The 15,485-nt window shown below is 59.5% G+C and carries 12 protein-coding genes and 1 pseudogene; 7 read left to right on the forward strand and 6 right to left on the reverse strand.

Translation table 11 applies throughout. The features are described from left to right. Positions 1–71 precede the first annotated feature (71 nt). From ACMGGE_RS06780 to ACMGGE_RS06795, 4 genes are all read left to right on the forward strand, one after another. Positions 72–767: a response regulator gene (locus ACMGGE_RS06780; protein ID WP_420293568.1), complete on the forward strand. Its 696-nt coding sequence runs from the start codon at positions 72–74 to the stop codon at positions 765–767. Next, positions 764–1,960, forward strand: a complete 1,197-nt coding sequence (locus ACMGGE_RS06785; protein WP_045910367.1) for a sensor histidine kinase — start codon at positions 764–766, stop codon at positions 1,958–1,960. Before ACMGGE_RS06780 ends, ACMGGE_RS06785 begins: the two co-directional genes overlap by 4 nt. 78 nt (positions 1,961–2,038) lie before the next feature. Further along, entirely contained in the window at positions 2,039–3,187 is a 1,149-nt protein-coding gene (locus ACMGGE_RS06790; protein ID WP_420293569.1) for an efflux RND transporter periplasmic adaptor subunit, read from the forward strand. Continuing rightward, positions 3,184–6,261, forward strand: coding sequence for an efflux RND transporter permease subunit (locus ACMGGE_RS06795; protein ID WP_420293570.1), 3,078 nt, complete (start codon positions 3,184–3,186; stop codon positions 6,259–6,261). Before ACMGGE_RS06790 ends, ACMGGE_RS06795 begins: the two co-directional genes overlap by 4 nt. Positions 6,262–6,279: 18 nt before the next feature. On the opposite strand, the gene ACMGGE_RS06800 is transcribed toward ACMGGE_RS06795, so the two are convergent. Then, the gene (locus tag ACMGGE_RS06800; protein WP_048222856.1) at positions 6,280–7,047 is read right to left on the reverse strand and encodes an arylamine N-acetyltransferase family protein; all 768 of its coding nucleotides are present in this window, start codon (positions 7,045–7,047) and stop codon (positions 6,280–6,282) included. A 96-nt stretch (positions 7,048–7,143) separates the two neighbouring features. On the opposite strand from ACMGGE_RS06800, the pseudogene ACMGGE_RS06805 reads away from it, so the two are divergent. Beyond that, positions 7,144–8,597 (forward strand): annotated as a pseudogene (locus ACMGGE_RS06805) (PLP-dependent aminotransferase family protein). Here the strand turns inward: ACMGGE_RS06805 and ACMGGE_RS06810 are convergent. After that, entirely contained in the window at positions 8,569–9,453 is an 885-nt protein-coding gene (locus ACMGGE_RS06810) for a LysR family transcriptional regulator (protein WP_045910362.1), read from the reverse strand. The pseudogene ACMGGE_RS06805 and the gene ACMGGE_RS06810 sit on opposite strands and share 29 nt — an antisense overlap. A gap of 134 nt (positions 9,454–9,587) precedes the next feature. Between ACMGGE_RS06810 and ACMGGE_RS06815 the strand changes: the two genes are divergently transcribed. After that, the gene (locus ACMGGE_RS06815) at positions 9,588–10,568 is read left to right on the forward strand and encodes an NAD(P)H-dependent flavin oxidoreductase (RefSeq protein ID WP_248221253.1); all 981 of its coding nucleotides are present in this window, start codon (positions 9,588–9,590) and stop codon (positions 10,566–10,568) included. Between the two features lie 40 nt (positions 10,569–10,608). Here ACMGGE_RS06815 and ACMGGE_RS06820 read toward each other — a convergent pair whose 3' ends face one another. After that, entirely contained in the window at positions 10,609–11,664 is a 1,056-nt protein-coding gene (locus ACMGGE_RS06820) for an SDR family oxidoreductase (protein ID WP_420293571.1), read from the reverse strand. Positions 11,665–11,761: 97 nt separating this feature from the next. Between ACMGGE_RS06820 and ACMGGE_RS06825 the strand changes: the two genes are divergently transcribed. After that, entirely contained in the window at positions 11,762–12,658 is an 897-nt protein-coding gene (locus ACMGGE_RS06825) for a LysR family transcriptional regulator (protein WP_126288088.1), read from the forward strand. A 7-nt stretch (positions 12,659–12,665) separates the two neighbouring features. Here ACMGGE_RS06825 and umuC read toward each other — a convergent pair whose 3' ends face one another. The 3 genes from umuC to ACMGGE_RS06840 all read right to left on the reverse strand — a co-directional run bounded on the left by umuC (position 12,666) and on the right by ACMGGE_RS06840 (position 15,372). Next, positions 12,666–13,928, reverse strand: coding sequence for a translesion error-prone DNA polymerase V subunit UmuC (umuC, locus tag ACMGGE_RS06830; protein WP_045910358.1), 1,263 nt, complete (start codon positions 13,926–13,928; stop codon positions 12,666–12,668). Continuing rightward, positions 13,912–14,346 carry a translesion error-prone DNA polymerase V autoproteolytic subunit gene (gene umuD, locus ACMGGE_RS06835; protein ID WP_063621480.1) on the reverse strand — a complete coding sequence of 145 codons (435 nt, stop codon included), beginning with the start codon at positions 14,344–14,346 and terminating at the stop codon, positions 13,912–13,914. Before umuD ends, umuC begins: the two co-directional genes overlap by 17 nt. A 159-nt stretch (positions 14,347–14,505) precedes the next feature. After that, positions 14,506–15,372, reverse strand: coding sequence for an aldo/keto reductase family oxidoreductase (locus tag ACMGGE_RS06840; RefSeq protein WP_039025407.1), 867 nt, complete (start codon positions 15,370–15,372; stop codon positions 14,506–14,508). Between the last annotated feature and the right edge of the window lie 113 nt (positions 15,373–15,485).

Genomic DNA, 15,485 nt, shown 5'->3' on the forward strand with positions numbered 1-15,485 from the left:
GTTGGCGCAGTATGATTTGGCTGAATCAATGAATCGTCGGGATAGTGTTAAGAAATGGTCAAGGTGAACGGATGTTATCCAGAAGAGTGCTGATTATTGAAGATGACGCCGACGCGGCTGGCGTGCTCGAAGCCTATTTACGGCGTGAAAATTACGACGTGACCATTACCGGGGACGGTCTTTCCGGCCTGGATATGGCGCAGCGGTGGAAGCCCGACCTCATCCTGCTGGATGTAATGCTGCCGGGAATTAACGGCACCGAGGTGCTGGCGGGCCTGCGTCGTAAAAGCGATGTGCCGGTGATCATGGTCACGGCCATGGGGGATACTCCCGATCGCATTGGCGCCCTGCGTTACGGTGCCGATGATTACGTTGTGAAGCCTTATCATCCGGGCGAAGTGGTGGCGCGGGTGCAGGCGGTGCTGCGGCGCAGCAGTAAAAAAGAGACAGAGGAAAAGATCCTTCGCTGGCAAACGCTGGCGGTGGATGTCGCCGCCATTGTGGCGTGCGTGGACAACGGCGACGACGCGCCTGTGATGCTCGATCTTACGCCAACGGAATTCTCGCTTCTGGCAACGCTGCTGCGCTCGCCTGCGCACCCGTTCTCCCGCCAGTATTTACTGGAACACTGCTTGCCGGAAAGCGAGGCGCTGGAGCGCGTGGTGGACACCCATATTTATAACCTGCGTAAAAAACTCGAAGCGGTGGGAATTTCCGGCGTGCTGATCAACGTGCGCGGCGTGGGTTACAGGTTCAGACAGCCATGATAAAAAATCGGCACGCCTCTCTGTGGCGCTGGATTTGCGCACGCATTTTAGCGCTGGCCATCGGCAGCGTGATCGTCATTGCCACCTGCATGTGGCTGCGCTATGCGGTCCAGAACTACTGGATCATGGGCAGGATGCCGCCAGCGGTCCGGCAGGAGTTTCTGACGCTCAGCCAGAACCCGCAGGCCAACCCGGCCCGCTTCCACTCGATTGTGGACACCTGGTGGGGCCTGAGCTATTCCACGCCGTCCATCGCCTCAGCGGACTGGGTCACGGTGGCCCTGCTGGTGCTGGTGATGATCCCGTTTATTGTGGTGATGGGGCTCAAACACGCCCGCCCGCTGGCACTGCAGTTCAGCCGACTTCGCGATGCGGCAAAGGATGTCGCCGAAGGTCAGTTTGGCCGTCAGGCAGAGCTGATCAAAGATGCACCGGCAGAAATGGTCAGCTTTGCGACCGACTTTAACTCTATGACGGGACAACTTGCCCGCTATGAGAAAGAGCTCCGCGCCTCGCACGTCGCGATGGCGCATGAGCTGCGCTCGCCCCTGACGGCCGCCATCGGGCGTCTGCAGGGCATGCTAGACGGCGTGTTTGATGCCAGCCCGGCGCAGCTGGGCATGGTGATGAAACAGCTCCAGCACCTCAACCGCCTCACCGATGAACTCCACCTTCTCTCTTTGGCAGACGCGGGTAACCTTGTGCTGGAGGACCAGCCGTTCTGTCTGGATGAGCTGATTCAGGAGCGGGCTGCCTGGATCATGCCCCAGGCGGACGCGCATCATTTCAGGATAACGCTGCGTAACCCGCACACCAGCCCCTTCCGGGGCGATGCGTTCCGTATGGGACAGGTCGTTACCATCCTCATGGAAAATGCGCTACGTTACGGACGCGAAGGCGGCCACCTTGAGGTGGCACTGCATTACGCCAGCGGGCATTACATCCTCGAATTCACCGATGACGGGCCGGGCGTGTCGCCCCAGTTCTTACCGGAAATGTTTAAACGCTTTAGCCGCGAGGAGCAGTCCCGCGCGCGGCATTCCGGCGGCAGCGGCCTTGGTTTGTCCATTGCCCGGGCGATTTGCCAGGCGCATGGGGGTGAGATTAGCGCGTCATTACCGGAAACCGGCGGCCTTGCGGTGTGCATTTTGTTGCCCTGGCATCCGTCCGATAATGAAAATCTCCACTCTTGATAAAGCCTTGACAGAACATCGAATCTTTCTCGACGTAGCGCGCATTTAATAACGCCATTCCCTTTATGGAGCGGCGTTATGTCAGACGAATTTTTTCTCTCCCTCCGCCACTGCCTGCATCATTTGTACGGCGTGGCGCGCACCCTTTCCTGGCTGCATTTTCTTCCCCTGGCCCTGCTTGCGCTGGCGATTTTTCCGCTGACCGGCTGCGGTGATAAACACGAAAACAAACCTGACCCAATGCGTAAGGTACGCTACGTCGTCGTTGGCACCGCCCACTCCCTTCCCGCGCTGGAAAGAACCGGTGAGATCCATGCCCACGATGAAACGACCCTGAGCTTTCGCACCGGAGGCCGGATACTGACGCGTAGCGTTGATATTGGCGACCGGGTCACTGCCGGACAGCTGCTGGCCACGCTTGATAATACGACCGGGCAAAACCAGCTCGACAGCGCCGCGGCCGACTATGAAGGCGCGAAAGCCTCTGCCCAGGTCGCCGCGCTTAACGTCAGTCGCATGCAAAAGCTTATGCCAACAGGCGCGATAGCCCGCACGCAGCTCGACAGCGCCCGGGCTGACTGGCTTGTCGCTCGCGCGCGCTTAAAAAGCAGCGAGGCCGCATGGCGAAATGCCCGCGAAAGTCTCGGCTGGACGCGCCTGATCGCGCCGCAAGCGGGCGTCATCACGGCCGTGAGCGCCTCTGCGGGACAGGTTGTCAGCGACGGTCAGTCCGTGCTGACGCTGGCGACCGGGGAAGCCCGCGACGTGGCGTTTGACATTACCGCGCCCGATGCGATCCCGTCTCTGGATAAAGCGGTTTTGCAGGTTTCCCTCCTCAGCGCCCCGTCGGTGCAGGCGTCTGCCGTACTGCGGGATATCACCCCGCAGGCCGATCCTCAGACCCGCACGTGGCGCGTCAGAGCTACCCTGCAAAACCCGCCGGAGGCCATGGCGCTGGGCGCCAGCGTCACCGTGACGTTGCCCTCCGACGCCCCGCACGGGTACGCGCTTCCCGCGTCGGCGCTGACCCGCGTCGGCGACAAACCGGCCGTTTTCGTCATTACCCCGCGCTCGCAGGCTCAGCTGCGCGTGGTGGTGCCCGTCGGCTATACGGCCTCCTCCGTCATGATTGCCTCCGGCCTTGAGCCAGGCGATCGGGTGATTACGGCGGGCGTGAGCACATTACGATCCGGCGAGGCGGTGATGGCCGGAGAGGTTCAGCCATGAACACAGGATCGGAAGCCCAATTTAACCTCTCCGCCTGGGCGCTGAAGAACCAGCAGATGGTCAGCTTTTTCATGCTGCTGGTGATTGCGATGGGCGTGTTCTGCTATGAAAAGCTGCCGCGTAATGAAGATCCGGCATTCACCATTAAAACGGCCGTCGTCTCCGCGCAGTGGCCAGGAGCCTCCGTGAGGGATACCACCCGCCTGCTGACCGATACGCTTGAAAAAAAGCTGCAGGAAACGCCCTGGCTGGACTATCTCGAAAGTGAAACCCGTGCCGGACGCACCGTTATTCACGTCAACCTCCGTGATGATACGCCCCCGCAAAGCGTGCCCGATATCTGGTATCAGGTTCGCAAAAAAATGCAGGACATCGCGCCGTCCCTGCCCGAAGGGGTGCAGGGTCCTGCCGTGGATGACGAGTTTGACGACACGTTCGGCACAATTTACGCCTTTATTCCCGAAGGTTTCACGCTGCGGGAGGTGCGGGATCGTGCAGAGACAATACGGCGCGAGCTCATGTCTCTGCCGGATATGGGTAGAACCACCCTGCTGGGCGAACAGCAGGAGCAGTGGGTTCTCGCCTTTTCTCCGGCGCGCCTGGCCGGTATGGGGCTGGATATTCAGGCGGTCGCCGACGCCCTCCGGGCGCAAAACGCCGTTGTCCCGGCAGGAACGATGCGTACCGGGCAGGAGAATATGGCGATAAAGGTCAGCGGGGCGCTCACGACCGAAGCGAGTTTACGGGCCGTCACGCTGCACATTAACAATCGCTATATTCCGCTGACCGACATTGCCACCGTCACCCGGGAAATCGCTGAGCCACCGGCCCCGGCCTACCGGGTGAACGGCAAACCGGCTATCGGTCTGGCGGTGTCGATGGCGCCGACAGGCAACATGCTGCGTTTCGGTGCTGCGCTGAACGCAAAAATGGCGACCCTCAGCGCCGGGCTGCCGCACGGTATCGAGATGGTGAAAGTCGCCGATCAGTCAGCGGTGGTCAGTGACGCGGTAAGCGGGTTTATCCGGGTACTTATCGAAGCCGTTGTTATCGTGCTGGCGGTTTCATTTGTCTCGCTGGGTTTGCGGGCCGGACTGGTGGTGGCGACGGCCATTCCGCTGGTGCTTGCCATGACGTTTGTCGGCATGATGCTCGCCGGTATTGGCCTTCAGCGTATCTCGCTCGGGGCGCTGATCATTGCCCTGGGCCTGCTGGTGGATGACGCCATGATCGCCGTCGAAACGATGGTCTCCCGGCTGGAAGCCGGGGATTCCCGTCGACACGCGGCCACCTATGCATTCAAAACGACGGCCTTCCCGATGCTCACCGGTACTCTGGTCATGATTGCCGGTTTTATTCCCGTTGGTTTTGCGGCTTCCAGCGCCGGTGAATACTGCTTCTCCCTGTTTGCGGTGGTGCTCATTGCCCTGCTCTGCTCCTGGGCCGTCGCGATCCTGTTTTCGCCGCTAACGGGCACGTGGCTGCTGCCGGAAAAAGTCAGACATCACGCGGCAGGACCGGGAAGGATCGCGCGCGGGTATGGACGGCTTTTACGCCTGGCGCTCCGCCACCGGCTCGCTACCGTACTGATTGCGCTTGCCGCGCTGGGGCTGTCAGCGTATGGCACGACGTTTATGCAGGGCGAGTTTTTCCCCGCCTCGGACCGGCCCGAGTTGCTGGTCAGCCTGACGCTTCCGGCCAACGCGTCGCAGCCGGAAACGCTCAGAGAGGTGGAAAAACTGGAAAAAGCGCTGGCCGACAACAGCAATATCGATCGCTTTTCGACGTACGTTGGCTCAGGCGCCATCCGTTTTTACCTGCCGATGGACGTGCTGCTGGAAAATGAAAATATCGCCCAGTTGGTTGTGGTCGCGAAGGATCTTGCGGCGCGGGATCGTCTGCACGCACAGCTCAACACGATCCTGGCGACGCAATTTAGCGACATCATCACGCGCGTGTCGCCCCTTGAGCTGGGGCCTCCCGTCGGCTGGCCCATCAAATACCGGGTGAGCGGGCCGGATTATCTGCAGGTCCGGGCGCTTGCGAACCGTCTCACGGACGCGATTGGCCGCTCCCCGTTCTCACGCGACGTTAACCAGACCGCCGGAGAGCCGGAGAGAGTCATTACCCTTGAGGTAAATCAGACGGCGGCCAGAGCGGCAGGAATATCGTCAGAAAGCCTCGCCCGCACGCTGAATACCGTCTGGTCCGGCAGCGTTGTCACGTCCATCAGAGATAATGACCGCCTTGTCGACGTGGTGCTCAGGGCCGAGGACAGCGCGCGCCAGAGCACCGCCACCCTCTCCTCACTCACGATTCAGGGGAATGACGGTAAAAAAATTCCGCTCAGCGCCGTCGCAACGCCGGTTTGGGGCGTGGACGATCCGGTCATCTGGCGTCGGCAGCGTGTGCCCTTTATCACGGTGCAAACCGACCTCGCCCCGGGGCTGAGGGCTGAAGCGGTATCCGCCGCGTTGCGTCCGACGGTGGATAAACTGCGCGCGAGCCTGCCCGCAGGTTACAGCATTGAAGAAGGCGGCGCGGTTGCCGAATCGGATAAGGGGAACAGCTCCGTCTTTACCGTTCTTCCGGTGACGCTGGTCATCATGCTGTTGCTGCTGATGCTTCAGCTGCGGCGATATTCCCGGATGCTACTGGCGCTCCTGATGGCCCCGTTTGGTTTACCGGGGATCGTGCTGGCTATGCTGCCTGGCGGAACGCCGATGGGGTTTGTCGCGCTGCTGGGCGTTATCGCCCTGGCGGGGATGATCGTGCGTAACGCGGTAATATTGATTAGCGAGGTTGACAGCAATCTTGCTCAGGGGATGGCAAATGATGCCGCGATTATGGCGGCCGCGGAGCACAGGGCCAGACCCATCTGTCTGACCGCCTGTGCCGCCATTCTGGGGATGATCCCCATCTCTCACCAGGTCTTCTGGGGCCCAATGGCCTATGCCATCATCGGCGGGCTGCTGGCTGCGACGCTGGTGACGCTGACCGTGTTACCCGCGTCGTTTAGCCTGCTGTTACAGTGGGGGGCTCAGCGTAAAGCCGCAGCCGACGGGCCGGGCTGAGTCCCCATCTTTCTCCGATTACGCGGCGGTGAGCGCAAAACGGTCTGTCAGGACATGGCGGATTTCATCCTCCGCCAGCTGCCGCGTTTCAGTGCCGTTCGCCGTGATGGTTTTCAGCATATCGCCCAGTAAAATCTGGCGTCCTTCCGGGCTGTGCTGCACCACCACCCGCTTCTGCACAAAGATCGCATCCGGGTGCGTAGAGTTCAGGTAGTTGGCCGGGACAAAATCAATCCACTCCTGAGGCGTGAGATCGAAGCCGTATTGTCGGGCCCATTCGCCTTCCACCTTCGCCTCGAGCAGATACTCACCTTCTGCGCTGCGGCTCAGGCGAAACGTGTCGAAATCCTGGGGGATATCCACGTCAAGCGTGTCCAGCGCCATCGGGGCGCGGATGCCGTAGCTGCCGAACCCGAGATCGCAAAGCCACTGCCTGCTCTCCACTTCAGCGATTAACGCCATATGGGTTTTTGGCCGCCGTGCAGGGTAGAACATCGGACGCGCCGCCACGAAACGGTAAGGAATACCAAGTGCCTCCAGCGCCATGGCAAAAAGCCCGTTCACCTCATAGCAGTAGCCGCCGCGCCCTTTCTTTAACACCTTATCGGCAATGTCGTCTGGCGCCAGCGAGACAATTTTACCCGCCTGCACGTCCAGATTTTCAAAGGGAACGGAAAAGAGCTGATGACGCATCAGCGCATGCAGGGTGGTCGTATCGGCCGCCGCCGGTCCGGTGTAGTTTATGCGTTTGAAATACGAGGAAATGTCGAAATTATCGCTGTGCATAATGCCTCCTTGTCCTGAACATGCCGGACACTATAGATGGCGCGCATCATTGGCTGTATAGTCAGTTTTATCGAAAATTAGCCTGAACAGATACCCATGTCTGCCCCGTCCACCTCCTCACCACACTATCGCCGGATTGCTGAGAGTCTACGCCTCACGCTCTCTTCAGGCGCATTGCGAGTCGGTGACCGGATGATCTCCGCGCGAAAACTGGCCGAGCGCGAGCACGTTAGCCTTCCGACGGCGCTGGAGGCTCTTCGCTGCCTTGAGGCCGAGGGGCTGATCGTTGCGCGTCCGCGTTCGGGTTACTACATTCGCCAGATCAGCCAGCCTCAGCGTGCGGAGTCCGCGCGTACCCCGGCAGGCCCGGTCCCCGTCACCCTGTCCGCCGTGGCCCGGTCGCTGTTCAGCAGTGCAGAAACCCGTCTGGTCCCGCTGGGCGCCGCCCTGCCCGATCCCGCGTGGCTGCCCGGGGAGGCGCTGCAGCGGGCGTTGCACTCCGCGGGCCGTCGTCTGGACGCGCATGGGCAGAGCTACAGCCTGCCTCCGGGAAGAGCAGACTTGCGGAGTAAGATTGCCGCGCGCGCTGCGCAGTGGGGAGCCCGCTTCGGCGCGGACGATCTTATTATCACCGCGGGTGCGACGCAGGCGCTGCGCCTGGCCCTGCGGGCCGTGTGTCAGCCAGGTGATGTGGTGGCGATTGAGCAGCCCGCCTACTTCGGCACGCTCCTGCTGCTGGAGGATTTAGGCCTGAAGGCCTTAGAAATCCCCACCGATCCTGCTGAAGGCCTGTTACTGGAACCGCTGGCTGACGCCATCCGCTGCCACCGTCCTGCGGCCGTTCTGGCCTCGCCCACCGTGCAAAACCCATTGGGTGCCAGCATGCCCGTCGCGCGCAAGCAGGAACTGGTTGCTCTGCTTGAAGAAGCCGGTATTCCTCTGATTGAGGACGACGTTTACGGTGACCTGGTCGGTGACGGGCAACGTCCTCCGGCCTGCAAAGCCTTCGACCAGAGCGGGAATGTGATTTACTGCAGCTCCCTGTCTAAAACGCTTGCGCCGGGGTGGCGAATCGGCTGGATTGCCGCCGGACGCTATTACACGCAAGTCTTGCAGGCCCGCATGGCCGGAGAGTGGGCAGGTGCGCCGCTACTGGAAGCCGCGACGAGCGAGATGCTGGCAAGCGGCGACTACGACCGTCACCTGCGGCGGCTAAAGCGGCGGATCGCTGAGGGAATAGACGCCGTCGTGGCGCAGGTCGGGGCCAGTTTTCCCCCGGTACCCGCGTAAACGTCCCCGCAGCTGGCTTTCTGTTGTGGGTCGAACTTCCTCCGCAGGTCAACGCGCTGGAGGTGCATCGTCGCGCGCTGGCGCGGGGTATTGGCGTCAGCCCCGGTCCCCTGTTTTCTCCTGGCGCAGAACTCACGCACTTTCTGCGGCTAAACTGTGCAAACGAACCGACACCCCGCCTGCTTAATGCCGTGGAGCAGATTGGTGCGCTATGCCATGAGCTGGCCGCTTTCACACCAGACTCTCCAGCCACTCGGTAAATACCCGCACCTTGCGGGAGAGATGGCGGTGTGGGTAGAGCAGTGACAGTTTGCGGTCCGGCGAGCGACAGGCTGGCAAGACCTCAACCAGCAGGCCGCGGTCAATGTAAGGCTGGAGAAAGAGATTCATCCCCTGCATTACCCCAAGCCCGGCCAGGCCTGCCGCGATGTAGGCCTCGGAGTTATCCACCACCAGCTTACCGGGTAGCGCGATCTCCGCGACGCCCTCTGGCGTGGTAAACGTCCACGGCTGAATGTGCCTGCTGCTGTTGTTAATCCAGTTGATGGCCTGATGCTTGCGTAAATCCTCCAGCGTTTCTGGCGTACCGTGTTTTGCCAGCCAGGCCGGGCTGGCACAGGTCGTGATTTTAATGTTCCCGACTTTACGCGCGATATAATCGCCGTCGTCCAGCTCGCCCACCCGCAGCACGCAGTCCAGGCCGTCCCGCAGCATATCCCGACGGCGGTCAGAGCTGCTCAGAATGATCTCGATCTCGGGATGCTGACGATAAAAATCAGGCAGATTGGGTATCACCCGCAGCGTTGCAAAAGAGACAGGCATATCGACTCGCAACTGGCCGTGTATTGCACGGTCCGAACCAAACGACTCCAGTAATTCATCCGCCTGCGCCAGCAGGGGTTTACTGCGGCGATAAAACGCTTCCCCATCCGGCGTCAGGCTAATCCGACGCGTTGTGCGCTGCAGGAGCCGCGTGCCGCTGTGTTGTTCCAGAAGCTGCAGCGCTTTGGTCACTGCCGGTCGATGGACCTGCAGATTCTCTGCCGCCTGGGTAAGGCTCCCCGAGTCGACAATTTCAATAAAAATCCGAATAGATTCAAAGAGGTTTATTTGCATAAGGGATGTCTTGCCGCGAGCGGGAGAAAATGATTGTTATTGATTTTATAACAGTGATGAATCTTTCTGGCTATTTTTCCTAACAATCTTACTCTCTACACTCTCCCTCATTCAAACGTAAGGGAGAGTCTGCTATGAAAAATAACCGTATCTGTCAGATCCTGGGTATCGAAAAGCCCGTTATTCAGGGACCGTTATCCTGGCTTACTGATGCCCGTTTAGTGGCCGCGGTCAGCAATGCCGGAGGACTCGGCGTGCTGGGCCCCAACGCCGGTTTAACCGCCGATACCGCGGTCTCCACGCCGGAAGCAACCGCCGAAAAAATGCGGGAAGAAATTCGGAAAACCAAACGGCTGACCGAAAAACCCTTCGGCGTCAACCTGATCCCCACCGCCGTTAATGACGTCTGGACCGGGCCAATTCTTAAGGTGGTAAAAGAGGAAGGCGTCAGGGCCGTGGTGTATACGGGCTACGGGGAAGGCAGCATTATTCCCGCGCTGTTTAGTGAGTTAAAAGAGGCGGGTATTGCCATTATCTACCGCGACATCAATCCCACGCCGGAAAACACCCTTCTGGCTGAAGAGATGGGGGCAGACATCATCGTCGCCACCGGTTTTGACGAGGGTGGGACGCTACCCGCGACGGCGCTGGGGACCTTTTCCATCGTGCCGCTGATTGCCGACGCCGTGAAGCACGTCCCGGTGATGGCCGCGGGCGGTATTACCGATAATCGCACCGCCAGAGCGGCGCATGCATTGGGAGCGGAAGGCGTGTTTGCCGGTTCCGTATTTATCAGTACCGAAGAAAGCCGCGTGCCGCAGGGGGTCAAAGAGAAAATTGTTGCCGCCAACGGCCTGGACCTGCTGCTTTTCCGCACCGTCCCCCACTACTATCGTTCTCTTCCCGGCAAGCTGGCGGAAAAACTGGCGGCGATGGATAAAGCGGGCGCAAGCAACGAAGCGCTGGGCAAGGCGATGGGCGGATTACGGGGCCTGCGCCTGGGCATGCTGGAAAATAATACCGATGAAGGGTATATCGCGCTCGGCACGGGGATCGGGAATATCCACAGCGTGAAAAGCGTGGCCGAGGTTGTCGATGCGTTAACGGTTGAGTAAGCCCTCAGCGTCCTGACGGTAATCAGGACGCCCTGTGTTCTCAGGGAATAATCCGCGCGGCTCTCAACTGCGCGAACAGGTGGAAAAACATCTCATCCGTCGCCTGCATTTGCGTAAAGCCCGCCCTGCGCAGCTTGCTCCCGTCACCAAACATGTCGTAGTTCCAGCTAAAGACAAAATCGGCAAACCGCCCGTCGCTCAGCTGCAGAATATCCGCTTCCACCAGCCGCTCTCCGGCAAGCTCGCGCCATACGCCGCGATAGTCCGTAAACAACTGATGAAATGACAGCCTCACCGGCGGTGCAGAGTCCAGGTCAAACCAGCGTGCGATGCGCGGCCAGAGCTCGCTCCAGCGCCAGATATCGCCATTATTCACGTTGAACGCCTGATTCTGTGCCGCAGGTGACGCGGCGGCCCACAGAGTGGCGTCGGCCAGCAGCCCGGCGTCGGTATGGTCAACGATACTGTGCCAGGTCTGTTTCGAACCGGGAAAACGCAACGGTAAACCCAGCGCCTTGCACAGGGAGGCGTACAGGGCAATGCTCAGCGCAAGGTTCATGGCATTGCCCGGTACCGCACTCCCTACCACGCCCGGCCTGATGGCATTCCAGTGCCAGCGCTTTCCCCGCTGAAACTGGCTGAGCCACGCAAGCTGCGCGGCGTTAAATTCGGCACCCGGTACGCCGGGATCGCTTTCGCGCGCCGGGGTTTTAAACGGCCCCAGATGCGCGCCGTAGACCTTGTATCCCTGCATCAGGCTTACCGTCTGCAAAGGTGCCGTTTTTTCGAGGATGCTGACCAGATTACGCAGCATGGTGACGTTCGGCTCAACCATGTCTTCCCAGTTCGCCGCGTTCGCCCAGGCGCTGTAAAAGAGATGGGTGGCACCGTCCAGGAAGCGCAGCGCCCGGGCGCTGTCCTTTTCATCCAGTAAATCGATCTTGACCATCGGAATGCCGTCAGGATGCGACCCGGCATGGCGGCTAAGGCCGATCACCTGCCACTGATGGTGCAGGAGCGTGTTGACCATCTGTCTGCCGACAATGCCGCTGGCGCCCGCGACCAGGGCGACGTTGTGTTGCTGCCTATTATTCATGGTATTTCTCCGGAAAGGGTGACAGACGCAGTGTGATATATTATTTTTTCTGGAGATATCCCATGAAACCGATGGCACTTATAAGCAAAATCATTAAATGAATAATAAGCTCAATGCCATTTCTACTTTTCTGCGCGTCGCTGAAGCGGGCTCGTTTTCAGCGGCTGCCCGTCAGACCGGTATTAAGCAGTCCGCCGTCAGTCAACAGATCGCGGCGCTTGAGGAATCGCTGGGTGTGGTACTGCTGCACCGTACGACGCGTACGATGAAGCTGACCGAACAAGGGGAACGCTACCGGCGTGATATGCAGCTCGTGCTGGACGCCATGGGGGAAGCGGAGAGGCGTTTACATCCTGTCGATCATAGCGTTCAGGGACGCGTCCATGTCCAGTTGCCGAGCGGCCTGGGGCAGATCATTTTGCCGCATCTGCTGGCGTTACAGCGCCTGCATCCCGAGCTGCAGCTGATGCTTTCCCTGGATGACCGCCTTGCCGATCTGGTGGCGGAGGGCGTGGATGTCGCGATACGGCTGAGCAGCGAGCCTCCGCAGGCGCACGCGGCTCGCGTGCTGGGACGGATTGAAGCTGCACTGTTTGCCGCTCCCGGTTTTCAGGCGGTACACGCGGTCAGCGAACTGGCGACGCTGCCACACGTACGGTTCAGCGGCATTCCGCCGGATGCTCCCCTGCGCCTGATGTCTGACGAGGAAATGGTCGAGGTCAACGTGAATACCGTTTTCCGTGCCAACACCAGTGAGGCGCTGCTGCAGGCGCTGGAATCCGGCATCGGTATCGGCGGCATGCAGCGACCGCTCGTGGCCAGGGCTCTGCAGTCGGGCACGCTGGTACCGGTGCTGCCCGACTGGCGGTTACCCGATCGCTTCCTCTATGCCGTTTATCCTGATGCCCGCTTTATTCCGCAGCGCGTCAGAAAGGTCGTCAGCGTGATTGAGCAATTACTGCCTGAGATCGCGACCCACAACGCCACAAAATAACCGCCTTTTACCTCGCCACCGGTAAATCCGCGTATCGCGTCGTATAGGCCGGTGACAACATTTCCCGCTTCATCGCCCACGGTTTCTCAATCCCCTGCCCGGCAAACCATATCTTCCCTTTGCCGGAGTGATTGACGCTGTCGATCATCTCCATCAGCGCCGCGCTGTTGGCGCGCAGGCGATTGTCGTCAAACAGATTAAGCTGAGCGACACCGCTGCTGAAAAAGTCCGCCAGCATGACCCCGGCCTTCATATAGCGATACCCGTCGAGCCATATCCGCCCCAGCGCTTCAGTGGCGGCACGGATGATATCCCGCGAGTCATTGGTGGGCGTCATCAGAGTGACCGAAGCCTGATTACCGTAATAAATTTCGTTGTCCGCATGCGGGCTGGTGCGCACAAACACGCTGATAAAACGACAGTATTGATGCTCGCCGCGCAGTTTCTCTGCGGCGCGTTCCGCGTAGGCGCAAATCGCCTGGTGCATCTCTTCATATTGCGTAATGCGATGACCAAACGAACGGCTACAGATGATTTGCTGCTTCGTGGGGGTGTACTCTTCCAGGTCAAGACAGGGCTCGCCGCGAAGCTCGCGCGCCGTACGCTCCAGCACCACGTTAAAATGTTTGCGAATGACCCACGAGGAGGCCTCCGCCAGCTCCAGCGCCGTGGTAATCCCCATCGCATTCAGTTTTTTCGTGATGCGCCGCCCTACGCCCCATACCTCCTCTACCGGAACCTTTGCCAGCAGTTTACGCTGCCGCTCGCGGCCCGACAGATCGACCACGCCGCCGGTACTGGCCCACCGTTTCGCCGCATAGTTGGCCAGCTTCGCCAGCGTTTTTGTCGGGGCAATGCCGACGCCAACGGTTAAGCCCGTATTTTTAAAGACCTGCGTGCGCATCTGGTGTCCGAACGCTTCCAGTGCAAGGCAGTTACCGATCCCTGAAACGTTCACGAACGCCTCGTCGATCGAGTAAATTTCTATGGCCGGAGCGAGATCGGTCAGCGTCTGCATCACCCGACTGCTGAGGTCGGCATACAACGCATAGTTTGAACTGAAGACGTAAACCCGTTCCGGAAACCGTTTTTCTTTGAATTTAAAATAGGGCTCACCCATTTTTATGCCGAACTGCTTTGCCTCCCGCGACAGTGAAATAATGCAGCCGTCGTTGTTGGACACCACCACGATGGGCTTCCCCTCCAGATCGGGGCGGAATACCTTCTCGCAGGAGGCATAGAAGCTGTTCACATCAACCAGCGCGAACATGTTTATGCGTTTTAAGCGTGTGGGTGACGACGCCGAAGATCTGCAGTTCCTCTTCGGAATGAAAGGTAATCGGCTGATAGCGGGCATTATGCGGCAGAAGTCTCAGAGCCGGGCGCGTCTGTAGCTCTTTCACCGTAAACTCACCGGCGACCGACGCCACAACGATATCCCCATGTTCGGCATTTAACGAACGATCGACCACCAGCAGATCGCCGTCGCCGATCCCCGCGCCAATCATGGAGTCTCCACTCACCTTGATAAAATAGGTCGCACTGGGATGTCTTACTGCCAGCCGGTTAAGATCGAGACGATCCTCCACATAATCCTGCGCCGGGCTGGGAAACCCACAGGCAACACGTTCTAAAAACAAAGGTAGTTCAATGATTTGTTTTGGTTGATAAGAAAAGAGAGTGTCCATAATGTCTTTCTCGCCAGATACTGTATATAAATACAGTATTACGGATTATGGCCGGGGATCAAGGTCATTTCCGGAAGCGAACCCAAACGCGTTGAAGTGTCAGAAGATTTAAAACGCGCAAAGCCCGGAAGTGCATGTCGGGCTTTGCGCCTGTGACGATCAGTCCATCAGCGTATTCAATGTTTCCAGCGCGTCAGGCGGCAGCTGCAGTTCCCCCGCCGCGAGGTTTTGCCGCAGATGCGCCACGGAAGAGGTGCCCGGGATCAGCAGGATATTCGGAGAACGCTGCAGCAGCCATGCCAGCGCAACCTGCATTGCCGTGACGCCCAGTGAATCCGCGACAGCCTTCAGCCCGGACGATTGCAGCGGCGTAAAGCCGCCCAGTGGGAAGAACGGCACATACGCAATCCCCTGCTGCGCGAGCAGATCCACCAGCGCATCATCACCCCGGTTCACAATGTTGTACATGTTCTGCACGCACACCACCGGCACCATCTTCTGCGCTTCCGCGACCTGGGTGGCCGTGACGTTGCTCAGGCCAATATGCCGCACCAGCCCCTGCTGCTGTAATTCTGCCAGGGTGGAGAGCGGTTCAGCAATCGACCCTTCCGCTGGCCCGTGCGCGCTAAACATGATCCGCAGGTTCACCACGTCCAGCACGTCCAGCTGCAGATTACGCAGGTTGTCATGCACCGCCTGCGTCAGCTCCTGCGCGGAAAAGGCCGGCAGCCAGGCGCCTTTGTCGTTGCGACGGGCACCAATCTTGGTGACGATCGTCAGATCGTCCCGGTACGGATGAAGCGCCTCGCGGATCAGCTGGTTGGTGACATGAGGGCCATAAAAATCACTGGTATCAATGTGATTTACCCCCGCCGCCACGGCCTCGCGTAACACGTCCAGCGCGGCCTGCTTATCCTTCGGCGGCCCAAAGACGCCCGGCCCGGCCAGCTGCATCGCGCCGTAGCCCAGCCGTTTCACCGTCCGCGTCCCGAGCGCGTATGTCCCGCTTTTATCAATGCTGCTCATGTTAACCTTCCTCATAAAAATGATCCGGATTTACAACAGGTTCCCTCTGGGAGCCTTTAGTTAAGCGCGAGTTAATTAAAGTTTACATTCTCTACGACGATAGTAATGAAGTA

The organism is Enterobacter sp. BNK-22, assembly GCF_048684805.1.
GTDB classification, from domain to species: Bacteria; Pseudomonadota; Gammaproteobacteria; order Enterobacterales; family Enterobacteriaceae; genus Enterobacter; species Enterobacter quasiroggenkampii.